The organism is Streptomyces xantholiticus, assembly GCF_014651015.1.
Classification (GTDB): domain Bacteria; phylum Actinomycetota; class Actinomycetes; order Streptomycetales; family Streptomycetaceae; genus Streptomyces; species Streptomyces xantholiticus.
The window spans coordinates 124582-148783 of the sequence record NZ_BMWB01000005.1; the positions used below are offsets into that span (position 1 = coordinate 124582).

Below are 24202 nucleotides of genomic sequence, written 5' to 3' on the forward strand. Positions count from 1 at the left end.
GAGCACCCATGCCCCAGCACGTCCATCCCCCCCTGCTCGACGCGCTGCAGCACCCGCCGGCTCAGCTGCGCCACCGGCCGCCCGTCCCGACGGAGAGCCTCGAGCCCGCTCGGCACATCGTCTTCCTCGCCCATCGCGACCTGGCAAACGCCGCCGCCGGCGGCTCCGAGCTGCTGATCGACCAGCTCGCGCAGGGCCTCACCACGCTCGGCCACCAGGTCACCCTGCTCTGCGGCGGTCCCGCGGTGCACCGGCCCTACCGTGTCGTGTCGGCCGGCGGCAGGCTCGGCCACTACCTCGGCGCGCGTGCCGCCTTCGCCCGGCAGGTCGGCGAGTGCGACCTACTGGTCGAGGTGTGCAACGGAATGCCGTACCTGGCCCCGTTGTGGCACCGCGGCCCCACGATCTGCCTGGTGAACCATGTGCACACCGAGCTCTGGGACATGCGCTTCCCGCCCCCGGTGGCCCGCGCCGGTCGGCTGCTCGAGCACTGGGCGCTGGCCCGCGCGCACCGCGGCAATCTGATGGTTGCCGTCTCCCCGTCGACGGCCGGCGCGCTGCGGGCGATCGGGGTTGCGGACCGGCAGATCCGGGTGGTCCACAACGGCGTCGACGAACCGGCCGCGCGCAGTCCCCGCTCGCGTACACCGCTGTTCCTGGCGCTCGGGCGGCTGGTCGACTACAAGCGCATCGATCTGCTGCTGCGGCTGTGGGAACGGGTGCGGCCGGTCACCGGCGGCAGACTCGTCGTCGTCGGTGACGGGCCGGAACGCGGCCGCCTGGAGCAACTCGCTGGTGAGGACGTCGAGTTCACCGGCCATGTGTCGGAGGAGGAGAAACACCGGCTGCTCTGCGAGGCGTGGCTGCTGCTGCATCCGGCGGCGGTCGAGGGCTGGGGGCTGGTCGTGACGGAGGCCGGGGCTCGTGGCACCCCCACCCTCGGCTTCGACGTGCCCGGGCTGCGCGACTCGGTCGACGACGGGGTCACGGGCTTACTGGCCCGGGGCGAGTCGTCGTTCGCCGCGTCCTGGTGCACGCTGGCGCTGGACTCCGACCGCCGCGAGGGGATGGGGAAGGCCGCCGCCGAGCGGGCCGCCGCATACCGCTGGAGCAGCACCGTTCGGCAGTTCGGCGCCGTGGCCTCGGAAGCGGTGCACCGCGCACGTGCCCCGCTGAGCGGCGCGCGGCCCGCGGCGAACGGCGCGCGCACGTGAAGGATCCGTCGCTGCGCCGCTCGCTCGCGCTCTTCCGGGCCTTCATGCGGGAACAGGCGGACCCTGCCGCCGCCTACGAACTGCTCGCCCGGGACGCGGCCGACCAGGTCGAGCGGTACATGAAGCTCGACGGCCGGATCGTCGTCGACGTCGGTGGCGGCAGCGGGTACTTCACCCGCGAGTTCAGACGACGCGGCGCCCGCGGCTACCTCTTCGAACCGGACCTCGCCGAACTGGCCGCGAAACCGGGCGAGGGAACGGTCCTCGCCGACGGGTACCTGCTGCCGCTCGCCACGGGCGCGGCCGACGTCTGCTTCTCGTCCAATGTGCTGGAACACGTCGCCGACCCGAGGACCTTCCTCAGCGAGATGGTCCGGGTCACCCGGCCGGGCGGACTGATCTACGTCTCGTTCACCAACTGGCTGTCGCCCTGGGGCGGTCACGAATGGGCGCCGTGGCACTATCTGGGCGCCGAGCGGGCCCGTGCCCGGTTCGAGCGCCGCACCGGGCGGGCCGCCAAGCACCGGCTCGGCGAGAACCTCTTCACGATCGGGGTCGGACCGACACTGCGTCACGTCAGGGCGCGCGGCGACGTGGACGTCCTCTCCGCACGCTCGCGGTACTGGCCGGTGCTTCCCGAGATCGTCCCGCGCGTGCCCGGGCTGCGCGAGTTCGCCACCTGGAACCTCCTCCTCATTCTCCGGCGGTGTCCATGACCAGCACTGTCCGCACCCGGCCGCCCGCCCGCCCGGACTCCGGGGGCCCGCCCGACGAGGAGTCGCCCGGCCCCCGGTCACGGCGCTGGCTGCTGGGGTTCTGGGCTGCGGTGTTCGTCGCCTTCCTCGCGCCGTCGCCGGGCCGTATGACCTTCGAGACGAAGCTGGGCGTGGTCGTCGACCCCTGGCAGTTCCTCAGCGATCTCGGCCGGTTGTGGCACGACCGGGCCGGCTTCGGCGGGCTCGCCGACCAGTACGTCGGCTATGTGATCCCGATGCTGCCGTTCCACGCCACGGCGGACCTGCTGCACCTGCCGGTGTGGCTCGCGGAACGGCTGTGGCTCTCGATCGTGGTCACCACGGCCTTCTGGGGGGCGCTGCGGCTGGGCGAGCGGCTGGGTGCCGGGTCGGCGAGGAGCAGGCTGCTCGGAGCGGCCGTCTACGCCCTGTGGCCCACGTACACGATCGTGGTCGGTTCGACCTCCGCAGCCGCGCTGCCCGGCGCGATGCTCCCCTGGGTACTGCTGCCGCTGACGAACCCGCACAGCACCCCGAGGACCGCCGCCGTCCGTTCGGCGTTGTTGATCCCCCTGATGGGCGGGGTGAACGCGGCGTCGACGCTGGCCTCGCTGCTGCCCGTCGGTCTCTATCTGCTGTGCCGGACCGGTGGCGCGCGCAGGCGCGCCCTCATCTCCTGGTGGACACCCTCGGTCGTCCTCGCGACCGCCTGGTGGATCGTGCCACTGCTGCTGCTGGGCACCTACGGCGAGAACTTCATGCCGTACGTTGAGTCCTCGCAGACCACCACCGCGACCATGTCCGCGACCGAGGTGCTGCGCGGCGCGGGCAACTGGGTCGGCTATCTGCACTTCGGCGAGGCCTGGCTGCCGGCCGGCTGGACCGTGGTCGCCTCGGCCGTGGCCGTCCTGTGCTCGGCGCTCGCCGCCGCCCTCGGTCTCGCGGGCCTCGCCCGGCGGGACGTGCCGGAGCGCCGCTGGCTGGTGGTGACCGCGCTGACGACCGGCCTGGTCACACTCGCGGGATACGGCGGGGAGCTGGGCGGCCCGTTCCACGCCACCGTCCAGGACTGGCTGAACGGACCGCTGGTGCCGTTCCGCAACGTCTACAAGTTCCAGACGGGGCTCGCGCTGGTCCTGGCGCTCGGGCTGATGCACATCACCGCCGTGCTCGCACTCCGCCCGCGCGCGGTGCGCGGGCGGCGCCTCGTCCCGGCCGCGGCCGCCGTTCTCGTGCTGCCGGGCCTGTGCCTGCCGTACCTCAACGGCTCAGTGCTGCAACCCGGTTCCTTCCAGCGACTGCCCGCGTACTGGGAGACCACGGCGGACTGGCTGGCGGAGAACGCCGCCGACGACCGCGCCCTCGTCGTGCCCGCGACCGCGCACGGCATCTACACCTGGGGCTCGCCGATCGACCAGCCGCTGGACGTCCTCGCGCGCTCGCCCTGGGCGCAGCGGGACTACGTGCCCTTCGGCACTCCGGGCAACCGCCGTGCGATGGACGCCGTCGAGCAGGCACTCACCTCCGGCGGCGAGGTGCCCGGACTGGGCGCCTTCCTGGGCCGCGCAGGACTCCACCACGTCGTCGTGCGCAACGACCTGGACCCGCGGCAACTGGGCCATGTCCCCACCACCACGGTGAAACGCACGCTGGAGGCCTCGGGGTACAAACGGGTAGCGGGCTTCGGGCCGGTGCTGACCGGCGGCCGGATCGCCGACGACACACCGGTTCAGGTGGAGGGCCTGTTCCCGCGTCAGCGCGCCGTGGAGATCTACGAACCGCCCGCCGGCACCGCACGCCCCGGCAAGGCGCGTCTCACGCCCGTGTCGTCGGCGGCGGTGGTGAGCGGAGGCCCCGAGTCCCTGCTGCCGCTGTCCGCGGGCGGAGCGCTCGACGGCAGGCCGGCCGTACTCGCCGGCGACGAACTCCCGGGCGTGGACCGGCCGTCGCTGTATGCGGCGGGTGACGGGATGCGCCGGGCCGACACCCGCTTCGGGCTGGTCAATTCGGGCACGTCGCACACCTACACCCGCGACGAACACAACTCGCCGGAGGCGGTGCAGGACCCCGGCGCCGAGCCTCGCCAGATCCTGCCGGTGACGGGGCAGGAGCACCAGACCACGGCCGTGCTGCGCGGTGCGCAGTCCGTCAGCGCGTCCTCCGTGGGCAACTGGCTCTTCCACCTGCCGCAGTACGACCCGGTCAACGCGTTCGACGGCAACCCCCGGACGGGATGGGCGGAAGGTTCGCCCGGGTCACCGAAGGGCGAATGGATCAAGATCGTCTTCAATGGGCCGGTGACCGTGCCGGCCACGCTCGGGCTGACCCCGCTGCCCAGCGGCAACGTCCGTGCCGCACCGACGGCCGTCCGGGTCGAGACCGATCTCGGCAGCCGCACCGGCCCTCTGAAGCCGAACGGAGCGGCGCAGCAGGTCGCCGCACCCGAAGGGCCCGCGAAGTGGCTGAAGGTGACGATCCTCGACTCCCAGCAGGGCAGGCCCGGACTGACCGGCGCAGGCTTCGCCGACATCACCGTCCCCGGCGTCCAGCTCACACGGATGCTGGAGCTCCCCCAGGACGCGCCGAAGGAGGCCACGGGCTCCGTCGCCTACTCGCTGCGGCGCGGCAGCGACCCGGGCGGTCTCTCGGCGGTGCCCTCCGAGGTGGGGCTGCACCGGCAGTTCACCGCGGCGAGGTCCGGCGAGTACACCGTCCGTGCCGAGGCCCTGCCCGTGCCGGGCGACGCCCTCGACAAGCTGCTGTTCGAACTCACCGGGCGGCGCGAGCAGATCGTCGTGAGTGCCGACTCGACCGCGAGTCTGGGAACGAACCTCAGCCCGCGCAACCTCACCGACGGCGACCTCACCACGGCCTGGATCGCCGGTGAGCGTCCCGTTCTCCATCTGTCCTGGCCGAGGAGGACCTCGGTCGGCGAGATCGTCTTCGCGGCGGCCGGCGGACTGTCCGCCCGGCCGGAACAGGTGCAGATCAGCTCGCCGGACGGGACGGCGGTGGCCGCGGTCGACGAGAACGGCATGGCCCGCTTCTCGCCGATCACCACCGACCGGATGGACATCACGATCTCCCGTACCGCGCCGCTGACCCTGCACAACCCCGTCGCCGACGACCGGTTGCAGCTGCCGGTCGGACTGAGCGAGGTCCACATCCCTGCCCTCAAGGCGTTCCGCGCGCCGCAGCCCGACCCGGACAAGAAGTTCACACTGCCGTGCGGCAAGGGGCCCGTGCTCTCCGTCGACGGGCAGTTCCTCGAGACCCGTGCACAAGGACGCGTAGGAGACCTGACCGGGCGCCGGCCCGTCGAGGTCGCACTGTGCACGGGCGAAAGCCGCGTCCGGCTCGATGAGCGGACGCACACGGTGGAGGCCGGTGACACGGGGCCGCTGGCCGTCACCGGCGTCATGCTCACCTCCGGCGACCCGAAGGCCGCGCCCGCCGAGCCACGGGACATGCAGGTTCGGGAGAGCGCGGACGAGGGCGACCGGCGCTCGGTACGGGTCGGGGCCGGGGACGCCTCGTACCTGCAGATCCACGAGAACCACAACCCGGGCTGGAAGGCCACGCTGAACGGCGAGGAGCTCACGCCGCTGCGGATCGACGGCTGGCAGCAGGCCTGGCTGGTACCGGCGGGCCAGGGCGGCACGGTGACGCTCGAGTACACGCCGTCGCAGGTCTACCGGACCGGTCTGATCGGCGCCGGGGTGCTGCTCCTCGTGCTGGCGGGCCTCGCACTCGTCGGGCGGCGCGGTCGGGCGGACGGGGACGATCCGCCTGCGCCGCCGCCCCCTCCCGGACTGGTGCTCGGCACGGTGGCGCTGACTGCGGTGGCCGTGGTGATCGCCGGGCCGGTGGCCCTGGTGGTGCCCGTGCTGGCCGTGGTGGCGTGGCTGCGTCCGGCCTGGCTCGTACCGCTGGCGTTCACGGCGATGGCGGGGGCCGGCGCGGTGGCCGTGCTGGGCGGCGGCGAGGGCTACTCGCCGGGCAGCGGCGCATACGGTCCCACGGCCCAGGCCATGGCGCTGACAGCCCTGTTCACGGCTCTCGTGACCACGACCCGCGTCCGGGGCACGCACCGGTCCGGTCACCCGCCGGCGCCGCCCCGAAGGACGTCCGACGACGGGGATCCCGACCCCGACCGCGGCGGCGGGCTGCCGCCGCGACACCCCCGAGGAGGTGCCTGATGGCGACGGTCGAGCGGCCGACGCACCGTGACACCGCGCCGGGACGGCAGCTGCCGTGTGTGCCGTTCCCCGTCGTCGACGAGGTCGCGCGGCACTGCGCGCAGGACACCGAACCCAATACGGTGCACATCGAGATCCATCTGCCCGGGCGCGTCGAACCGGCCCGGCTGCGGGCCGCGTTCGGCCAGGCACTCGCCCGGTACCCGCGCGCCCTGATGCGCGAGCGTCCGCGCGGCCCGTTGGCGCGGCGCTACGAGTGGGAGCTGACCGGCGTGCCCGACACGCAGGTGGTGACGTTCCCGCCGCGTGCGGCCGGTGCCCTGGCCGCGGCACGCGAACGGGCGCTCGCCGTGGCCCCGCCGCTGGCCTCGTCGCCACCGCTGCGGCTCGAGGTCGTCGAGGAGCCGCGGTCACCCGGCTGCGTCCTGCTGTTCACGCTCAACCACACCGCTCTCGACGGCCCGGCGTGCCTGCGACTGGCGGCGACGGCGGCGGAGATCTACAGCGGCACGCCCGCGCCCGCCGTGCCGCCACCGGCCCGTCCCGCGCCCGCCGCAGCACCGCACCGGCCCGCCCGCCCCGCCCTGCCGGCCAGACCCGCGCGGGTCGCGGCGGGTGCGCCGGGCCCGGTGCCGGGAAACGCGATGCTCGTCACGGAACTCCCCGTCCCCCGCAGGGGTTCGGGTGCGCCCTTCACCGTCAACGACCAGCTGATGGTGGCGACCGCTCTGACCGTCGCCGACTGGAACCGCGCCCACGGCGCGCAGGACCGGCCGCTGCGCATCACCATGCCCGTGGACGACCGCACCCGCGGTCCCGAAATGCCGATCGGCAACGGCACCAGGCTGGTCGAGGTCGGCTTCACGGCCGCGGAGACCGACGGCTCGGACGTCCCCGCCCTGCTGCGCCGCACCGCGGAACGGACCCGGACGCTGAAGGCGCAGCCCCGCCCCCAACTGGGCCACGCAGCACGATTGTTGACATTTCCGGCGCTGCCGGTCGCGGTACGGGCAGGGCTGACCCGGGGCCTTCGGCGGCTGGCCGCACCGTGGACCTCGACGACGCTTCTCAGCAACATCGGCCGGGTGCCCCATCCGCTGGACTTCGGCGACGCCGGGCAGGCCACGGCCGTCTGGTTCTCCGCGCCGGCCAGGATGCCACGCGGACTGACCGTCACCACCGCGTCGACGGGAGGCCGGCTCCATCTGGTACTGCGCTGGTCGCGCTCCTTGCTGGGCGACGACGACGGCGTACGGCTGCGTGAGCTGTTCGCCCATCATCTGAAGGCGACGGAGGTCCAGTGACCGGCACCGCCTCACCGGGTCTGCGGGACTTCTACGAAGATCCCGCCGTCCCCGTCGCCTCCGGCGACGCCCGCAGCAGCCGCCAGGCACGGCTGCTGGCCGCCGCCCTCGGCACCTCGCCCGGGCAGCTGGTCCTCGACGTCGGCTGCGGCGACGGCAGTGCCGCCTCTGTGGCGGCTCCGTTCCTCGCGGGCCACCGGCTGGTCGGCGTCGACTGGTCGCACGACGCGCTGCGCCGGGCCCGGACCCGGCTGGGCGCCGTGGTGCGCGGCGAGCTCGACCACGGGCTGCCGTTTGCCGACGGCTGTGCGGACGCAGTGCTGTTCAGCGAGGTCGTCGAGCATCTCGTCGACCCGGACCACGCCCTGGACGAACTGCGGCGTGTGCTGCGGCCGGGTGGCCATCTGATGCTCTCCACCCCGAACCTCGCGGCCTGGTACAACAGGGCGCTGCTGCTGGCCGGGGTGCAGCCGGTGTTCTCCGAGGTGAGCCTGCGCGGCATCCACGGCCGGCCCGGCTCGCAGGTGGTGGGTCATCTGCGGCTGTACACGGCCCGTGCCCTGCGCTCCTTCCTCACCGCGTCGGGATTCCGGGACGTGACCATCACGGGCGCGCCGTTCCACGGGGTGCCGCGCGGGCTGCGGCTGCTGGACCGGGCCGCCTGTGCGGTGCCGGGCGCGGCGTCCATCCTGCTCGCGCACGCACGACGGGGGTAGCGGCGTGTGGTGGGGTGTGGGCGCCGCGCTGATGGCCAATCTGCTGTACAGCGTGGGTTTCGTGCTGGAGAAGCGGGCCCTGGGCCGACTGCCGGCGCTCTCCACGCGCAGGCCGGTGCACGTCGTGCTGGTACTGCTGACGAGCCCCGCGTGGATCGCCGGATCGCTGGCGCTGGCGGCCGGCTTCGCGGCCCAGCTGGTCGTCTACCGTGCGCTGCCGATCGCCGCCGCCCAGGGCATCTTCGTCTCCGGTCTCGTGCTGCTCCTGCTGCTGTCCTCGGCGGTGCTCGGCGAACAGCCGTCGGGGCGCGAGCGCTACGCGCTGGGCGGCGTACTCGTCGCCCTCCTGATGGTGGTCGCCTCGGTCAGGGAGGGCGAGGACGTGGTGAGCAGCGGAGCGCCCTGGACGCTGGTGCTCCTGGTGTGCGTCCCGACACTCGCCGCCGGCGTATGGCTGTACGGCCGGGTCGAGCAGCGCTCGCGCAAGCGCCACCGGGTCCCGACCACCGGCATCGGCTACGGCGTGGCCGTGGGACTGCTGTACGGGGTGAGCTCTCTGGCGATCAAGGGCGCGTCGAGCCGGCTGACCACGGCCGACGTCGGTGACGCGGCCCGCTCTCTGTTCACCTCGCCCTATCCGTATCTGCTGCTGTTCACGGCGGCGGCCGGTCTGGTCATGTCGCAGGCGGCGCTGCAGCGCTGCCGTGCCTCCCTCATCGTGCCGGTCTGCACGACCGTGACGTGCCTGTTCACAGCCGTGCTCGGGACGCTCACCTTCGGCGAGCGGCTGCCGGACGATCCGCTGCTGCTGACGCTGCGCGTGGCGGGCACCGCGCTGGCGCTGTCGGTGCTCCTCGCCCTCCCCCGCCACGACCCGGCGCCCTGACCCCGCCGACCGGAGCCAACGACCCACACGCGGAATCCGAACCGAAAGGAAGGTGCCATGGAAGCCGACGACCCGCTGCTCCGTATCCTCGCGTGCCCGCTCGACAAGGGCCCGCTGACGCTCCTTCCGGAGCAGAACATCCTCTACAACCCGCGCCTGCAGCTGAGTTACCCCATCGTGGACGGCATCCCCCAACTGCTTCCGTCCTCCGGGAGCAGGGTCACGGAGGACGACCACGCCAAGTACCTGCGGACGGCCACCCAGTGACCACCTTCGCGGCAGCGGTCGCCTCCCACCTGCCCACCCGGTGGGTCGGTTCCGCGGCGTGCGCGCTCTATCCCCGCTTCGAGCCGGAGCTGGGCCGGCTGGCCGACTTCTGCCCGCCGGGAGGCACCGCACTCGACATCGGCGGCTGGTACGGCCCCTGGTCACGCCGGCTCGCCGCGCGGTGCGCCCATGTCGTCACCGTGGAGCCCGTACCTCATCTGGCCCGGCACCTGAAGGCGACACTGCCGGGCAACGTCCGCGTCGTACAGGCCGCGGCGAGCGACCGAGGCGGCACGGCGCGGCTGTGGCTGCCGGCGGGCGACCGGGGCGACCGGGGCATCTCCTCGCTCGCCCGCCGGGACATCCACGCCCACAGCGTGCAGGTGCCCTCCCTCACGGTCGACAGCCTCGGCCTCCACGACGTGCGCTTCGCGAAGGTGGACGTCGACGGCGAGGAACTCCCGGTGCTGATCGGCGCCTCGGGTCTGCTGCAACGGGACCGCCCGGCGCTCCTCGTCGAACTGGAGACCCGGATCCGCCCCATCGCCCCCGTCGTGGCCCTGCTGAGCGGCCAAGGCTACCGGGGCTGGGTGCTGGCCGAGGGGGCCTGGACGCCGCTGGCCGGCTTCGACCTTGCGGCACACCAGTCGAGGACCGAGCATCTGGTGCACCGGGGGCTGCTGCGCCGCGCTCTGGTGCCGCGGCGCGACCGTTACATCAACTCGGTGCTGTTCCTGCCACGGGACCGGGCCCCCGGCGCCAACGCCACTTCCTGACCCCCAGGTCCCCCTGGGCTGCGGCCCCGGGCGCTGTGCCATACTCAGCGCGCTCGTTGCCGTTCCGAAGCGTGGGGATCACCGTTGAAGCCCGAGTTCGCCGTCCCCGGCGCCCTGCCCGTCGCCGCTGCCGTCGTCGTCACCAGGGCCCCTGCGCCGGAAAAGACCCCTGCCCGGGCCACGCCCCGCGTCCACCCGGGCAGCGGCGCGTGAGCGGTATAGAACTCAGCACCCCCTTTCTGGACACGGACGCGGACCAGCTCTCCTTCACACTGGGGCGGCCCGCGCGCGAGGCACTCGCCGTACGTGACCTCCACGTCGGCGGGCTCGAGGTCCAGCTCAGACTCCTCGGCGCCTCCCATCAGGTCTTCGCGGGTCCCGTCCGGGAGACCGTGGCCTGCCTGCCCGGCGTGGCCGGAGGCCTGCCGGACTCGGCGGTGCAGGAGTTCGACGACTGGAACTATCACTTCAGCGCCTGCGTCGAGCACTTCACCGCGGCCCGGTTCAGCGAACAGGTGGCGCTGATCCGCAGGCGGTCCGACGAATCCCCCGAGGCGCTGTACGGGATGTTCCCCGGCTCCGCGGAGGCCGTCACCGCGCTGACCGTCGAGCGCCACAGCACCGGACTGGGCTGGCGCACTTGGCACACCTACCCGCAGAGCCGCCAGATCGTGGCGACGCACACCCGGCTGGAGGCCCGATGAAGACCGCCCGACTCATCAGCGTGACACTGCTCGCCCTGGTCGCGCTCACCGCATGCGGCGACGATCCGGAGGACGCCAACGGCGTGCCGTCCAGCTGGATCCGCCAGCAGTACACCGGCAGCGGCGTCGGCTACGTCGACAACAGCGACTCGACGTCCAAGGTCGCCAAGGAGATCGACGACCACACCGCGGCCCGCGACCGGATCGACGACGACGGGAAGGTCTTCCTGCGCTACCGGGACGACATCGTGGCCGTCACCCCGCTCAAGAAGGGCAGCCGGATCGAGATCGACGACTACCGCACCGGCTACTACCGCTGGCAGTCCAACATCCGGTCGGTGTGGCCGGACCCGGACAGCAACGCATTCCGCGGCGGCGGCCCCGGTTCCGGCAAGTAACCGCCTCCGGTCCCCCACCCACCCGAACTCCTCGACGACGTCCCCGAAAGGCACCCCCGTGGCAGAGATCTTCGAGTCGGCAGGCATCGCCCTGCTCTACGGTCTGGTCGGCTTCATCGTGATGGCGGTCGGCTTCATAGCCCTCGACCTCGTGACCCCCGGCAAGCTCGTCCATGTGGTGTGGACCGAGCGCAACCGCGGCGCCGCCGTCCTCCTCGCCGGCCAGACGATCGCCATCGGTCTCGTCATCGACCAGTCGATCCGGGCCAGCGAGTCCGAGCAGGGGCTCGGTCTGGGACTGCTCAGCACCCTGCTCTACGGTCTGTCCGGCGTCGTCGTCATGACGCTGATCGCCTGCGTCGTCGGTCTGCTGACTCCCGGCCGCCTCGGTCATGCCGTGCTCGACGACAACGGTGACCGTCCGCACCCTGCCGCCTGGGTCCAGGCCGCGATGTACATCGGGACGGCCTTCATGGTCGGCGCCGCGGTCTCCTGACCCCGCCATGAGCACCACCACCACGGACCGTACCGCTCCACCCTCCGCGCAACCTCCGTCCACCGCCCATTCGCGGGGCGCGCGGTTCCTCCTGCTGTTCGCGGTGTTCCTCTGCGCGGCCTGCGGTCTGGTGTACGAACTGGCACTGACGGCGCTGGGCAGTTACCTCATCGGCAACTCCGTGATGCAGACCTCAGTCGTCATCTCCGTGATGGTCTTCGCCATGGGCATCGGCTCGCTGGCGGCCAAGCCGCTGCAACGGCGCGCAGTCGGTGCCTTCGCGCTGGTGGAGGGGCTGCTCGCGCTCGTCGGCGGCCTGTCGGTGCTCGTTCTGTACGTGTCGTTCGCCTGGCTGCGGATCTACATGCCGTCGATGGTGGTCATCACCTTCCTCGTCGGCCTGCTCATCGGGGCCGAGATCCCGCTGCTGATGACCCTGCTGCAGCGGATCAGGCGGCAGGAGGCGGGCAGCGCCGTCGCGGACATGTTCGCCGTCGACTACATCGGGGCGCTGGTCGGCGGACTGTGCTTCCCGCTGCTGCTGCTTCCCGCCTTCGGGCAGCTCAAGGGTGCGCTGGTGGTGGGGGCCGTCAACGCGGTGGCCGGGGTCGTCGTCGTGCTGTGGATCTTCCGCCGGCAGACCCGCCGCGTCGTGCGGATGTCACTGCTGACCGGCATGGCCGGAGTCCTCGCCGTGCTCACCACCGTGTACGCGCTGGCCGACGACATCGAGGTGACGGCGCGCCAGCAGCTGTACCGCGACCCGATAGTCCACGCGGAGACCACGCCGTACCAGGACATCGTCGTCACCCGGTCCACCGCCTTCACCGGGGAACCCGACATGCGGCTCTTCCTCAACGGCGATCTGCAGTTCTCCTCCGTCGACGAGTACCGCTACCACGAGGCGCTGGTCCACCCCGCCATGTCGGGGAAGCACTCCTCCGTGCTGATCATGGGCGGCGGCGACGCGCTGGCCCTGCGCGAGGTCCTGCGCTACGACGATGTCGAGGACGTCACGCTCGTCGACCTCGATCCGGCGATGACGAGGCTCGCCCGCAGCTTCGAACCGCTGCGGGAACTGAACCGCGCAGCCCTCGCCGATCCCCGGGTCACCGCCGTCAACGCCGATGCCTTCAACTGGCTCCGGGACGCCGGCCGGCGCTTCGACACGGTCGTCATCGACTTCCCGGACCCGGACAGCGCCGCGCTGGCCAAGCTCTACTCGGTCGAGTTCTACCACCTGCTGGGACATGTGCTGAAGCCGGAGAGCCAGGTCGTGGTGCAGGCCGGCTCCCCGTTCTTCGCACCCAAGTCGTACTGGTCCATCGCCACGACCATCGGCGAGGCCGGCTACCGCACCACCGAGTACCAGGTGGACGTCCCCAGTTTCGGCAACTGGGGCTTCGTCCTCGCCACGCCCGGCGCCGACGGCCCTGCGCCGGACCTGCGTCTGTCGAAGGACGCTCCGCCGCTGCGGTTCCTGGACGACGCCGTCCTCGAGGCGTCCACCGTCTTCCCGCTGGACCGCCGTCCTCAGGAGGTACGGGCCAGCACGCTGATGGACCCGGTGGTGCTGGAGTACACGCTCCACGAGTGGCAGAACTACTGAGCTCGCCGGCCCGGGTCCGGAAAGGTCGACCGAAGGTCCCGCCCCGTACCCTGCCCGACGTGTGCAGCGACGGGATCCGCCGCATCACAGGCCGCCTCGGATCGAGCTACCAGCAACTGATCAGGTGACGTTCGCACATCCACCGGCTCCGCGAACAGCTCGGCGAGGCGATCGGTCAGATCGCCCCGCGCGATGTCCACGAGCGGGTCGGCCCCGTCGGCGCATCGGCCTGAACGAAGCGGTCGGCGAGTACCAGCCGGTCGATGGGTGCGCCGTGGAACGCGCGCGTCTCGAGCAGTCTGTCGGCGACCTGCCGTCCCAGGAAGCCGAAGCCACCCGTGATGACGTAGTCGTGCAGCCGGCCGAGACCCTCGCTCGTGCCGGCGCAGGGGCGGTCCCGCGGTACCCGCCGCTAGCCGAGAAACGACAGACGCACCTGACGCTCCGGGTTGTCCTTGTTCGTGTCGACGAGGCACACGGACTGCCAGGTGCCGAGTTCCAGCCGGCCGCCGATCACGGGCAGCGTGGCGTGCGGCGGGACGAGAGCCGGCAGCACATGGTCGCGGCCGTGGCCCGCGCTGCCGTGGCGGTGCTGCCAGCGGTCGTCGGCGGGAAGCAGCGTGTGCAGCGCGGCGAGCAGATCGTCGTCGCTGCCGGCACCGGTCTCGATGACCGCGATGCCTGCCGTGGCGTGCGGGACGAAGATGTTGAGGAGTCCGTCGGCGCCGTCGGCGTTCTCCCTGAGGAAGCGCTCGCAGGCACCGGTCAGGTCGGTGACCGTCTCGCTCGAGCCGGTGCCGACGGTCACGGTCGTGGTGGTGAAGGTTCCGGGCATGGCCCCATCCTCTCGTCCATGCGCCCGGACGGCTCCGTGACGCAGCGGCTCTGCGGGAAGATCCGCGCCGCCCGCCCTGTTGGTGGAAGCGTGAACGACTTCGTGGCTCGGGAAGTGGACGTGGTGGTCGTCGGCGCGGGGCAGGCGGGCCTGTCCGCCGCGTACCACCTGAGGCGGGTCGGCCTGGTGCCGGACCGGGACTTCGTGGTGCTGGACCACTCCCCGCGGCCCGGCGGCGCATGGCAGTTCCGCTGGCCCTCTCTGACATACGGCAAGGTCCACGGGATGCACGCGCTGCCGGGCATGGAACTGACCGGCGCCGACGACACACGGCCCTCGTCGGAGGTGATCGGCGCCTACTTCGGCACCTACGAGGAGCGTTTCGACCTGCGGGTGCACCGGCCGGTCCGGGTCGCCGCGGTCCGTGAGGGGGACGGCGGACGGCTGGCGGTGGAGACCTCGGAGGGGGTCTGGTCCACCCGGGCCCTGATCAATGCGACGGGGACCTGGGACCGCCCGTTCTGGCCGCGCTACCTTGGCCAGGAGACCTTCCGCGGGCGCCAGTTGCACACCGCCGACTACCCCGGCCCGGCGGAGTTCGCGGGCAAGCGGGTGGTCGTCGTCGGCGGCGGGGCGTCCGGGACGCAGCATCTGATGGAGATCGCCAAGGTAGCGGCCGGGACGACCTGGGTGACGCGGCGGCCCCCGGTGTTCCGCGAAGGGCCGTTCGACGAGGACGCGGGCCGGGCGGCGGTCGCGCTGGTGGAGGAGCGGGTGCGGCGCGGGCTGCCGCCGCGGAGCGTCGTCTCCGTGACGGGCCTGCCGCTGACCGACGCGATCCGGCGGGCGCGGGAGTCCGGCGTGCTGGACCGGCTGCCGATGTTCGACCGCATCACACCGACAGGAGTCGCCTGGAGCGACGGGCGGACCGTGGACGCCGATGTGATCCTCTGGGCGACCGGCTTCCGGCCGGTGATCGACCATCTCGCTCCGCTGCGCCTGCGCGAGCCGGGCGGCGGCATCCAGGTGGAGGGGACCCGGGCCGTGCGCGACGCCCGGGTGCATCTCGTCGGCTACGGGCCCTCGGCCTCGACGATAGGCGCCAACCGTGCCGGGCGGGCCGCAGTACGGGAGATCCGCCGGCTTCTGGAGCGCCAACCGGCTCCGGCCTGACGGCCGGCCCGCCGCTCGTGGGGGGCGTCAGCCCATGGCGCGGGCCTCGGCGCGGCGTTGACCTCGGCGACATTGCACCGGTGTTCCTCGTAGCTGCTGGGAAGCGGGGGTCGCCCGGTCGCACCGTCACGAAGTACAGCCGGTCGCCGGCCGGTGGGGGCGACGGCCGCGTGCACCGCCTCATCCCCCGGGTTGTCGAGGGGCGTCGCGGCAGCCCTTGGCGCTCGTAGGTGTTGCACGGGCTCTGTGGTCGGGTGGCGGAGGCCATGGCGTCCAAGGTGCTTTGGCCCAGCGCGTAGTGGATGGTCGAGTCCCTCCGCAACGGCACGCCGAACCGGGCTCAGCACGAACGGACGAGCGCTCGCGCGGTTGTTCGCCGGACCCGGTGGTCGTACCGCTTCCAGGAGGTGTCGCCGCTCCCCGCCCCATGCGAGCGGCGATGCCGTCGGGTGCGGCCCGGCGGTCGAAGCGTGCCGCTCAGGGGGCGGCAGGGGTCAACTGCGCGTCCCTGCGCACCAGGGCGGCATAGCGGCCGTCCTGTTCCAGGAGCTGCTGATGGGTGCCGCGCTCGGCCGTGCGGCCGGCGTCGAGCACGACGATTTGGTCCGCGTCCCTGACGGTCGAGAGCCGGTGGGCGATGGTGATCGTGGTCCGGCCCCGGGAGAGCGACTCGATGGCCTGCTGCACCGCCGCCTCCGTACGCGTGTCGAGGGCGCTGGTCGCCTCGTCGAGGATGAGGACCGGCGGATCGCGCAGGATGGTGCGGGCGATGGCGAGCCGCTGTTTCTCCCCGCCGGAGAAGCGGTAGCCCCGCTCGCCGACCAGGGTGTCGTATCCGTCCGGCAGGGAGACGATGTGCTCGTGGATCTGCGCGGCGCGGGCCGCGGCCTCGATCTCCTCGGCCGTGGCGTCCGGCTTGGCGAAGCGCAGGTTGTCGGCGACCGAGGCATGGAAGAGATACGTCTCCTGGGAGACGACCCCCACGGCCCGCGCGAGCGTCTCGAAGTCCAGGTCCCTCACGTCCACGCCGTCGATGGTGACCCGGCCGCCGGTGACGTCGTACAGCCGGGGAACCAGATAGCTGAGGGTGGACTTGCCGGAGCCGGTCGGTCCGACCACCGCGAGCGAGCCGCCGGCGGGGACGGTGATGTCGATGCCGTCGAGAGTCGGCCGCTGCTGCGCCGGGTCGTAGGCGAAGTCGACCTTCTCGAAGCGCACTTCACCCCGGATCCGGTCGAGCGCCACGGGCTCCGCGGGCTCGGTGATCTCCACCGGCAGATCGAGATACTCGAAGATCCGCTGGAAGAGGGCCAGCGACGTCTGCACCTGCACCCCGGTGGAGAGCAGGCTCACCGCGGGCCTGAAGAGGCCCTGCTGGAGCGAGACGAAGGCGACGAGCGTGCCGATGGAGATCGCGGGTCCGCCGGTCCGGAGCGCGAAGCCGGCGGCCCAGTAGATCAGTGCGGGCATGGCGGCCATGACGATCCCTATCGTCGACATCCGCCAGCGGCCCGCCATGCTGGAACGCACCTCGAGGTCGACCAGGCGCTCCGACTCCTCGGCGAAGGACTTGGTCAGGGAGTCGGCCCGGCCCATCGTGCGGCCGAGGAGGATCCCGCTCACGGACAGGGACTCGGTGACGGTGGCTGCCATGGCGGCCATCTGCTTCTGGCGCTGCGTGGTGATCTTCTTCCGCTCACGGCCGACCCGCCGGCTGATCCAGACGAACAGTGGCAGCAGGGCAAGCGAGACCGCGGTGAGTCTCCAGTCCAGCGCGAGCATGGCGACGACGGTGGCGACGACCGCAGTGAGGTTGGAGACCAGTGAGGTGGCCGTCGACGTCACGGTGGCCTGCATGCCGCCGATGTCGTTGGCGATGCGCGACTGGACCTCGCCCGTACGGGTCCGGGTGAAGAAGGCGAGCGGCATGCGCTGCAGCTGGGCGTAGACCGCGGTGCGCAGGTCGTGCATGACGCGCTGGCCCACGGTGGTGGAGATCAGTGTCTGGAGCACACCGAAGACACTGGTCGTCACAGCCGTGGCGATCATGCCGAGGGCGAGCAGGCTGAGCAGGCCGGTCCGGCCCTGCGGGATCGCGGTGTCGAGGATCTCGCGCAGCAGGAACGGCGAGGCGACGGAGACCAGCGACGAGGCGCCGACGAGCAGACCCACGACGGCGAGCCGGCCACGATAGGGCCGGAAGAGCCGCACGATCCGCCGCACCTCGGCGGGCGGCTGGTCGGGATCCTTGGGCGGTGGGGTCCAGGTGGTGTGTTCGGGCCGCAATGGTCTCCTCGGAGCAGGGGCGTGGTGCGAGCATCGAGAGCTTAGCTCATTGTTACCTGTCCTCACAATGAACAAGGTCCTGATATTGTTCCCGCATGAGCACCCCCGACGCCGACGGCATGCTGGCCGAGCAGTTGCTCCGACTGACTCGCCGGCTCCACCGCAGCCAGAAGCAGCAGCTCGAATCGGTCGACATAGCGATCACTCCCGCCCAGTCGCGCCTGCTGCGCACCGTCGCGCACTTCGAGGAACCGCCGCGCATGGCGGATCTGGCGGACCGCCTCGAGGTGGTGCCTCGGGCGGTGACGAGCCTGGTCGACGGCCTGGAGGCGGGAGGCCGGGTCCGCCGGGTGCCGGATCCGACCAACCGCAGAGTGACCCGTATCGAGTTGACCGACACCGGCCGCGCCACCCTGCGCGCTCTGCGGGACGCCCGCCGGGCAGCGGCGGAGGACGTGCTGGCCCCGCTCACCGCCGAGCAGCGCGAAGTGCTCGCCGGCCTGCTCTCCTCCCTGGTCGACAGTCCGGGGCCGCGCTGCTGACGGAGCACCTCTCGTCCGGATCATGCCGGGCTCGCCGGACCGGTCCGAACGAAGGACCCGACGGCCGGGAGCCGGCCGGAACGCCCATAAATCGTTTGCTGCCGCCGGTGTCGCAGCGGGAGGCTTGCAGATCTGTGCCACCTCCGAACGATCTGGGACATCATGCAGATTCGCGACCTTCCGTATGTCGATCCCGGTCTGCCGGACGTCCGTTCGGGGCCGAGGTTCCTCCTGTGGCTCGGACGCCGACAGCGAGGCGGCCAACTCCGCGCGCTGTCCTGGGGGTTGCTCCACTTCGTCTCGGTCATGGTGCTGCCCTACGGGGTCGGCCGGGCGGTCCAGGCCGTCGTGGACAGGTCCGGCAGCTCGCTCGCACTGGCCGGCGCAATGCTTGCCGTCGCCGCCGTCTGCATCGCGCTCGGCGACACGATGCTGCACCGGACGGCCGTCACCAACTGGATCACCGCAGCCGCGCGGGTCCAGCAGCTGCTCATCCGCAAGACGTCGGAGCTGGGCTCCCTGCTCACCCGGCGGGTCGCCGCCGGTGAGGTGGTCGCGGTGTCGACCGGCGACGTGGAGAAGATCGGCTGGTTCGTCGAAGCGGTCTCCCGTTTCCTCGCCGCCGCTCTCACCCTCGTGGTCGTCTGCGTCGGTCTTGTGATCTACCAGCCCGCGCTCGGTGTGGTCGTCGCCGTCGGCGTACCGTTGCTGGCCCTCGGTGTGCTGCCGCTGCTCCCACGGGCGACCGAACTGGCCGACGTCCAGCGGGAGAAGGCGGGCCGCGCCACCGAGCTGGCGTCCGACACGGTCGCCGGTCTGCGGGTGCTGCGCGGCATCGGCGGCGAGGAGCTCTTCCTGAAGCGCTACCGCCGCGCCTCGCAGGAGGTGCGCACGGCCGCCGTCCGCAGCGCACGCATGTGGTCGGCCATCACCGCGGTGCAGGTGCTGCTGCCGGGTCTGCTGCTGATCTCGGTGGTCTGGTACGGGCTCGGCCTGGTCGCCGACGGCCGGATCGCGGTCGGTGAACTGGTCACCGTGTACAGCGCGGTGATGGTGCTGAGCTACCCGCTCCGGCACTTCGAGGAGATCGCCATGGCGTACTCCTTCTCACGCCCGTCGGCCCGGCGGGCCGCCCGGGTGCTCTCGCTCGAACGGATCGCCGCCACGAAGACCACCGGTGCGGGCGACGGCACGCTCACCGGCGATCTGTACGACCCGGCCACCGGCCTTCTCGCCCCGGCGGGTGCGCTCACCGCCGTGGTCTGCGGCGATCCCGACGCGGCGGGAAGGCTCGCCGAACGGCTCGGCGGCCACCCGGCGGAGCCGGAGGGCCTGCCGTCCGCGCTCCTCGGCGGCGTCGCCCTGGACGAACAGCCTCTCGAGGCGGCCCGCACAGCGGTACTCGTCCAGGACAAGGACCCGGTGCTGCTCTCGGGCACCCTCGCCGAGCTGCTCGACGTACCGGCCTCCGGCTCGGTCGCCGCCGACCGGGCACTGGCCGCGGCGGAGAGCGGTGACGTGCTCGACGCGCTGGCGCAGGCTTCACTCGACAACGATCCCATGGCCGCGCCGATCACCGAGCGTGGCCGCTCCCTGTCCGGTGGTCAGCGGCAGCGGCTCGCCCTGGCCCGCTCGCTGGTCACCGACCCGGAAGTGCTGGTCCTCGACGAGCCGACGTCTGCGGTCGACTCGCACACGGAGGCGAGGATCGCCGACGGCCTGCGCAACCTGCGCTCGGGCCGGACCACGGTCGTGTTCACATCCTCGCCGTTGCTGCTCGACCGGGCCGAGCAGGTCGTCCTGGTCCACGAGGGCAAGGTCGCGGCCGTCGGCGTGCACCGTCAACTGCTGAGCAGCGAGCCCCGGTACCGCGCGGTCGTGACCCGCGAGACCGACGCGGAGCAGCAGCTCGTCGGCGCCCAGCGCGGTGCCCCGGAAGCCGTTTTCACCAAGGCCGACACCGATGACATCGAGGAGACAGCATGATCGGCCTGGCGCCGCCGGACTACGATCCGGCCGCCCTGCGCACGGCGACGACCCTGCCCGTGGGCACGCCGGCGACCGTCCGGGCGTACGTGGGCGAACTGCTGCGCCGGCACCGCAGGGCATTCGTGATCCTGATCGCCGTGAACACGGTCGCCGTCGTCGCCTCGATGGCCGGCCCCTGGCTGCTCGGCTCGCTCGTGGAGAAGGCGGCGGACGGCGCCCGCGACCTCCATCTGGAGCGCACCGCCGCGCTGTTCGCGGGGGCGCTCGTCGTCCAGGCGTTCTTCGTCCGGCTGGTGCGGCTCCGCGGGGCGATGCTGGGCGAGCGGATGCTCGCGGACCTGCGGGAGGACTTCCTGGTCCGCTCGGTCGGGCTGCCTCCGGGCGTGCTCGAACGGGCCGGTACGGGCGATCTGCTCTCCCGTATCACCACGGACGTCGACCGCCTCGCCAACGCGATGCGCGAGGCCGTCCCGCAGCTGACGATCGGCGTCTTCTGGATCGTGCTGCTCCTCGGCGGCCTCACCGTGAGCGCGCCGCAGCTGGCTCCCGCCGTGCTGGTGGCGGTGCCGCTGCTGGTCGCCGGCTGCCGCTGGTACTTCAAGCGGGCGCCGTCGGCGTACCGCTCGGAGGCCGCCGGATACGCGGCCGTGGCGGCGGTTCTCGCGGAGAGCGTCGACGCGGGCCGCACCGTCGAGTCGCACCGGCTCGGAGGGCGCCGGGTGGCGCTGTCCGACCGGCGTATCAAGGAATGGACGGCGTGGGAGCGGTACACGCTCTACCTGCGCTCGGTCCTGTTCCCCGTCATCAACCTCACCCATGCGACCGTGCTCACGTCCGTGCTGATGATCGGCGGCGTGTTCGTGCTGCAGGGCTGGATCGGCATCGGCCAGCTGACCACGGGCGCGCTGATCGCCCAGATGATGGTCGACCCGGTGAACCTGATCCTGCGCTGGTACGACGAGCTGCAGGTGGCCCAGGTGTCCCTGGCGCGGCTGGTGGGTGTACGGGAGATCGAACCGGAGGCGGGCGACGACCGGGTGCGGCCCGACGGACGCGATGTCCGCGCCGACGAGGTGCACTTCGGGTACCGCGAGGGCGTCGATGTGCTGCACCGCGTCACCATGGACGTGCCGCCCGGCACCCGGCTGGCCCTCGTCGGCCCGTCCGGCGCCGGCAAGTCCACCCTCGGCAGGCTCCTCGCGGGCATCTACGCGCCGCGTACGGGCCATGTGACGCTCGGCGCCGCGGAGTTGTCCCGTATGCCGGCGGAACGGGTCCGGGAGCACGTGGCGCTCGTCAACCAGGAGCACCACGTGTTCGTCGGTTCGCTCCGCGACAATCTGCTGCTCGCGCGTTCCTCCGCAAAGGACGCGGAGCTGTGGGCGGCGCTCGGGGCGGTGGACGCGGACGGGTGGGCGCGGGCGCTCGAGGACGGACTGGACGCGGAGGTCGGTTCCGGCGGCCTCGCCCTGTCGCCGGCCCAGGCCCAGCAGATCGCGCTGGCCCGGCTTGTCCTCGCGGACCCGCACACGCTGGTCCTGGACGAGGCGACGTCCCTCCTGGACCCGCGGGCGGCCCGCCACCTGGAGCGTTCACTGTCGCGCGTCCTGGACGGCCGCACGGTCGTGGCGATCGCGCACCGCCTGCACACGGCGCACGACGCGGACGTGATCGCAGTGGTCGAGAACGGCCGGATCAGCGAGCTCGGCAGCCATGACGAGCTGGTGGCGGCGGCGGGCGCGTACGCGGCGCTGTGGCGCTCCTGGCACGGCTAGGGGCTTTGGGGAGTTGACCCTCCCCACCCCGTCTCCCCCTGTCGTTCCGGCGGCCGATGCCGCTGCTCAAGCGGCTGTCGGCCGGTTGATCCGGTGCGGCGGCAGCGGGCCCCCAGCTGTCGTCGGGCTGGTGGGAGCCCGCCGACCGCCGGCACGGTGCGCCGGACCGGATCGAACGGCGAACCACGCTCCTCCTCCGGTTCCAGGCGCGCCGAACCCTCACCCGCAATCAGTCCTGCTCCACGCGGCCCTCGCCGTCCACCGCGCAATGGCACCCTGACCCGCGACACAGGGAACGCAAGGCCGCGCCCGCCTCCTACGACGTGTGCGGGCCGACTGCCCGGCCGAGGCCGGCGTAATGGCGGGCGGCCCGGACGCGGTTGCCGCACCTGTCCGAGCACCACCGCCGGGATGCGTGGGTGCGAATGAACAGCCGGGTGCAGCCCCGTGCGCCGCAGGCGGAAAGTCTGGCGCCCTCCGGTCCCGTCAGCAGTTCCGCGCCCGCCTCGGCCAGCCGGGCGAGGGCCACATCGAGACCGGCACCGGCCCGATGACGGACCGCCAGCGTCGGTCCCTCGTCGGTCCACACGAGCTCGTGTACGCCCGGCGCCGCCGCCAGCGCGCTGTTGAACTGCACCAATGCATCCTCGGACGGGCCCGCGCCCTCGATGTGCGCGCTGAAGACCGCCCGCAAGGTGTCACGCAGCGCCCGCAGTCGTAGGATCCCGTCCCCGTCCAGACGGGTCCCGGCGGCCATCAGTCCGCGCTTCCGCAGCCACTCATGCGCGGCATCGGCGTCAGGCAGTCCGTCGTAGGGGCCGCTCGGCAGCGCGAACTCCGTGTTGACCAGGGCCAGCGAGAGGTAGCGCTCCTCGCCGGGGGCAGGTCCCTGCGCCGAGGGAAGTCGTTCCACAGAACCCATGTGACTAACGGTATCACTTGAACTTTCCCGTGATTCTGCGTACGGTCGCGCCATAACGGAAAACCGATGTCTATTCCGTTAGGGGGCGAGTCCCCGCGAGGACATCAACCAGGGAAGGGTTCATGACAACCACGGACAAGCGGCTCAACCTCCGGTTCGTCGCGCTCGCCATCGGCATGTTCGCCATCGGCACGGACAGCTTCGTAGTGGCCGGCATCCTGCCCAGCATTGCCAAGGACCTCGACACCGATGTCCCGACCGCTGCCGAGCTCATCACCGCCTACGCCCTCGCCTACGCGATCCTGTCGCCGGTCGTGGCCACGGTCGCCGCCCAGGTGTCCCGGAAGGTGCTGCTGATCGGCGGACTGCTCGTCTTCGTCATCGGGAACATCGGTACGGGACTGGCGCCCAACTTCGAGGTGGCGATGACCTTCAGGGTCGTCGCGGCACTCGGCGGCGCGATGTTCACCCCGACATCCGCCGGCGCGGTCGTCGCGCTCGCGGGTCCAGAGAAGCGCGCGACCGCCTTGTCCATCCTCTTCGGAGGCCTGAGCGCGGCCACCGCGCTCGGCTCCCCGATCGGCACCGCCATCAGCGGCATCACCGACTGGCGCGGAACCATGATGTTCGTCGCCGCGGTCGGCGCGCTCGCCATGGTGGCCGTTCTGATCGGACTGCCCGCCGTCCAGCGCCCGCCTGCCGTGAGCTTCAGGCAGCGGATCTCCCCCCTTGCCGACCCGCGGATCACGCTGACCCTCCTCCTGCTCCTGGTGGCCTACACCGGCCTGTTCACGCTGTACACGTACATCAGCCAGGTCTTCGCCCCTGCCACCAACGGCAAGGGGACAACACTGGCGTGGCTGCTCTTCGCCTGGGGCGCGGCCGCTGTGGTGGGCAACATGTTCGCCGGCAGGCTCACCGACAAGTTCGGGAACCGGGTCGTGATCAACACGGCCGGCGTCATCGCCGTGATCGTCTTCGCGACGGCCTTCTGGACCAGCCGGCACCAGGTGGCGGCCTTCATCGCGGTGATGATCTGGGGCGCGTGCGGCTGGGCGATGCTCGTCCCGATCCAGCACCGGCTCGTCGGGGCGAATCCGGCGGCGTCCCAGCTCTCGATCTCACTGAGTTCCTCCGCCAATTACATCGGCGTCTCGCTCGCGCCGGTCGTCGGCGGCTTCCTCCTCGACGACGTGGTCTCACTGAACCACCTCGGCTTCCCCGCAGCCGGCATCATCGTGCTCGGCCTTCTGATCGGCGAGTTGAGCCATCTGTTGATCCGCCGCAGCCAGGCAGAACCCGCGGACGGCAAGGAGGGCGCCTCCGCCTCGACGCCCTCCCTGGCCGAGCGTCGTTGAGCCGCCACGAGGCGCGCGA

The 24202-nt window shown here is 72.0% G+C and carries 21 protein-coding genes; 18 read left to right on the forward strand and 3 right to left on the reverse strand.

Annotated elements, in window-relative coordinates; all coding sequences use genetic code 11:
• The first annotated feature begins 8 nt into the window (after nt 1–8).
• The 13 genes from IE198_RS11100 to IE198_RS11155 all read left to right on the forward strand — a co-directional run bounded on the left by IE198_RS11100 (nt 9) and on the right by IE198_RS11155 (nt 13303).
• The gene (locus tag IE198_RS11100; RefSeq protein WP_189885310.1) at nt 9–1214 is read left to right on the forward strand and encodes a glycosyltransferase family 4 protein; all 1206 of its coding nucleotides are present in this window, start codon (nt 9–11) and stop codon (nt 1212–1214) included.
• The gene (locus tag IE198_RS11105) at nt 1211–1930 is read left to right on the forward strand and encodes a class I SAM-dependent methyltransferase (RefSeq protein ID WP_189885312.1); all 720 of its coding nucleotides are present in this window, start codon (nt 1211–1213) and stop codon (nt 1928–1930) included. Before IE198_RS11100 ends, IE198_RS11105 begins: the two co-directional genes overlap by 4 nt.
• On the forward strand, nt 1927–6147 hold the full coding sequence (locus tag IE198_RS11110) for an alpha-(1->3)-arabinofuranosyltransferase domain-containing protein (protein WP_189885314.1): 4221 nt from the start codon (nt 1927–1929) through the stop codon (nt 6145–6147). Before IE198_RS11105 ends, IE198_RS11110 begins: the two co-directional genes overlap by 4 nt.
• Nucleotides 6147–7451 (forward strand): condensation protein, encoded by a 1305-nt coding sequence (locus IE198_RS11115; RefSeq protein ID WP_189885316.1) that lies wholly within the window; start codon nt 6147–6149, stop codon nt 7449–7451. The genes IE198_RS11110 and IE198_RS11115 overlap by 1 nt, the downstream gene beginning before the upstream one ends.
• The gene (locus IE198_RS11120; protein ID WP_189885318.1) at nt 7448–8167 is read left to right on the forward strand and encodes a class I SAM-dependent methyltransferase; all 720 of its coding nucleotides are present in this window, start codon (nt 7448–7450) and stop codon (nt 8165–8167) included. Before IE198_RS11115 ends, IE198_RS11120 begins: the two co-directional genes overlap by 4 nt.
• A 4-nt stretch (nt 8168–8171) precedes the next feature.
• A complete protein-coding gene (locus IE198_RS11125; protein WP_189885320.1) occupies nt 8172–9053 on the forward strand; it encodes a hypothetical protein in 882 nt (293 codons plus the stop codon).
• Between the two features lie 57 nt (nt 9054–9110).
• A complete protein-coding gene (locus tag IE198_RS11130) occupies nt 9111–9320 on the forward strand; it encodes a Trm112 family protein (RefSeq protein ID WP_189885322.1) in 210 nt (69 codons plus the stop codon).
• On the forward strand, nt 9317–10096 hold the full coding sequence (locus IE198_RS11135; RefSeq protein WP_189885323.1) for an FkbM family methyltransferase: 780 nt from the start codon (nt 9317–9319) through the stop codon (nt 10094–10096). The genes IE198_RS11130 and IE198_RS11135 overlap by 4 nt, the downstream gene beginning before the upstream one ends.
• Before the next feature lie 84 nt (nt 10097–10180).
• Nucleotides 10181–10309, forward strand: coding sequence for a hypothetical protein (locus IE198_RS36100; RefSeq protein WP_268246469.1), 129 nt, complete (start codon nt 10181–10183; stop codon nt 10307–10309).
• Nucleotides 10306–10800, forward strand: coding sequence for a DUF2617 family protein (locus IE198_RS11140; protein ID WP_189885325.1), 495 nt, complete (start codon nt 10306–10308; stop codon nt 10798–10800). Before IE198_RS36100 ends, IE198_RS11140 begins: the two co-directional genes overlap by 4 nt.
• Nucleotides 10797–11198 carry a DUF4247 domain-containing protein gene (locus IE198_RS11145; protein ID WP_189885327.1) on the forward strand — a complete coding sequence of 134 codons (402 nt, stop codon included), beginning with the start codon at nt 10797–10799 and terminating at the stop codon, nt 11196–11198. The genes IE198_RS11140 and IE198_RS11145 overlap by 4 nt, the downstream gene beginning before the upstream one ends.
• Before the next feature lie 58 nt (nt 11199–11256).
• A complete protein-coding gene (locus tag IE198_RS11150) occupies nt 11257–11694 on the forward strand; it encodes a DUF350 domain-containing protein (protein WP_100105968.1) in 438 nt (145 codons plus the stop codon).
• Nucleotides 11695–11701: 7 nt separating this feature from the next.
• On the forward strand, nt 11702–13303 hold the full coding sequence (locus IE198_RS11155) for a polyamine aminopropyltransferase (protein ID WP_189885329.1): 1602 nt from the start codon (nt 11702–11704) through the stop codon (nt 13301–13303).
• Nucleotides 13304–13715: 412 nt separating this feature from the next.
• Here the strand turns inward: IE198_RS11155 and IE198_RS11160 are convergent, their stop codons facing one another.
• Nucleotides 13716–14138, reverse strand: coding sequence for a YjbQ family protein (locus tag IE198_RS11160; RefSeq protein WP_100105970.1), 423 nt, complete (start codon nt 14136–14138; stop codon nt 13716–13718).
• 90 nt (nt 14139–14228) lie between these two features.
• On the opposite strand from IE198_RS11160, the gene IE198_RS11165 reads away from it, so the two are divergent.
• Nucleotides 14229–15311 (forward strand): NAD(P)-binding domain-containing protein, encoded by a 1083-nt coding sequence (locus IE198_RS11165; protein WP_229833848.1) that lies wholly within the window; start codon nt 14229–14231, stop codon nt 15309–15311.
• A 477-nt stretch (nt 15312–15788) separates the two neighbouring features.
• On the opposite strand, the gene IE198_RS11170 is transcribed toward IE198_RS11165, so the two are convergent.
• The gene (locus IE198_RS11170) at nt 15789–17597 is read right to left on the reverse strand and encodes an ABC transporter ATP-binding protein (RefSeq protein ID WP_189885333.1); all 1809 of its coding nucleotides are present in this window, start codon (nt 17595–17597) and stop codon (nt 15789–15791) included.
• A 95-nt stretch (nt 17598–17692) separates the two neighbouring features.
• Here IE198_RS11170 and IE198_RS11175 point away from each other — a divergent pair, with 95 nt between their 5' ends.
• The 3 genes from IE198_RS11175 (at nt 17693) to IE198_RS11185 (ending at nt 21903) form a co-directional block, all read left to right on the forward strand.
• The gene (locus IE198_RS11175; RefSeq protein ID WP_189885334.1) at nt 17693–18139 is read left to right on the forward strand and encodes a MarR family winged helix-turn-helix transcriptional regulator; all 447 of its coding nucleotides are present in this window, start codon (nt 17693–17695) and stop codon (nt 18137–18139) included.
• Nucleotides 18140–18301: 162 nt separating this feature from the next.
• Nucleotides 18302–20125: an ABC transporter transmembrane domain-containing protein gene (locus tag IE198_RS11180; RefSeq protein WP_189885336.1), complete on the forward strand. Its 1824-nt coding sequence runs from the start codon at nt 18302–18304 to the stop codon at nt 20123–20125.
• On the forward strand, nt 20122–21903 hold the full coding sequence (locus IE198_RS11185; RefSeq protein ID WP_189885338.1) for an ABC transporter ATP-binding protein: 1782 nt from the start codon (nt 20122–20124) through the stop codon (nt 21901–21903). The genes IE198_RS11180 and IE198_RS11185 overlap by 4 nt, the downstream gene beginning before the upstream one ends.
• Nucleotides 21904–22219: 316 nt before the next feature.
• On the opposite strand, the gene IE198_RS11190 is transcribed toward IE198_RS11185, so the two are convergent.
• Nucleotides 22220–22825 carry a CGNR zinc finger domain-containing protein gene (locus IE198_RS11190; RefSeq protein ID WP_189885340.1) on the reverse strand — a complete coding sequence of 202 codons (606 nt, stop codon included), beginning with the start codon at nt 22823–22825 and terminating at the stop codon, nt 22220–22222.
• Between the two features lie 122 nt (nt 22826–22947).
• Here IE198_RS11190 and IE198_RS11195 point away from each other — a divergent pair, with 122 nt between their 5' ends.
• Nucleotides 22948–24183 carry an MFS transporter gene (locus tag IE198_RS11195; RefSeq protein WP_229833835.1) on the forward strand — a complete coding sequence of 412 codons (1236 nt, stop codon included), beginning with the start codon at nt 22948–22950 and terminating at the stop codon, nt 24181–24183.
• The last annotated feature ends 19 nt before the right edge of the window (nt 24184–24202 follow it).

What these genes read in the sequence shown, in the direction of transcription:
- IE198_RS11100 (WP_189885310.1), top strand. Translation starts at nt 9, where the DNA reads ATGCCCCAGCACGTCCATCCCCCCCTGCTCGACGCGCTGCAGCACCCG.
- IE198_RS11110 (WP_189885314.1), top strand. Translation starts at nt 1,927, where the DNA reads ATGACCAGCACTGTCCGCACCCGGCCGCCCGCCCGCCCGGACTCCGGG.
- IE198_RS11115 (WP_189885316.1), top strand. Translation starts at nt 6,147, where the DNA reads ATGGCGACGGTCGAGCGGCCGACGCACCGTGACACCGCGCCGGGACGG.
- IE198_RS11130 (WP_189885322.1), top strand. Translation starts at nt 9,111, where the DNA reads ATGGAAGCCGACGACCCGCTGCTCCGTATCCTCGCGTGCCCGCTCGAC.
- IE198_RS11145 (WP_189885327.1), top strand. Translation starts at nt 10,797, where the DNA reads ATGAAGACCGCCCGACTCATCAGCGTGACACTGCTCGCCCTGGTCGCG.
- IE198_RS11155 (WP_189885329.1), top strand. Translation starts at nt 11,702, where the DNA reads ATGAGCACCACCACCACGGACCGTACCGCTCCACCCTCCGCGCAACCT.
- IE198_RS11160 (WP_100105970.1), bottom strand. Translation starts at nt 14,138, where the DNA reads ATGCCCGGAACCTTCACCACCACGACCGTGACCGTCGGCACCGGCTCG.
- IE198_RS11175 (WP_189885334.1), top strand. Translation starts at nt 17,693, where the DNA reads ATGAGCACCCCCGACGCCGACGGCATGCTGGCCGAGCAGTTGCTCCGA.
- IE198_RS11180 (WP_189885336.1), top strand. Translation starts at nt 18,302, where the DNA reads ATGCAGATTCGCGACCTTCCGTATGTCGATCCCGGTCTGCCGGACGTC.
- IE198_RS11185 (WP_189885338.1), top strand. Translation starts at nt 20,122, where the DNA reads ATGATCGGCCTGGCGCCGCCGGACTACGATCCGGCCGCCCTGCGCACG.
- IE198_RS11190 (WP_189885340.1), bottom strand. Translation starts at nt 22,825, where the DNA reads ATGGGTTCTGTGGAACGACTTCCCTCGGCGCAGGGACCTGCCCCCGGC.
- IE198_RS11195 (WP_229833835.1), top strand. Translation starts at nt 22,948, where the DNA reads ATGACAACCACGGACAAGCGGCTCAACCTCCGGTTCGTCGCGCTCGCC.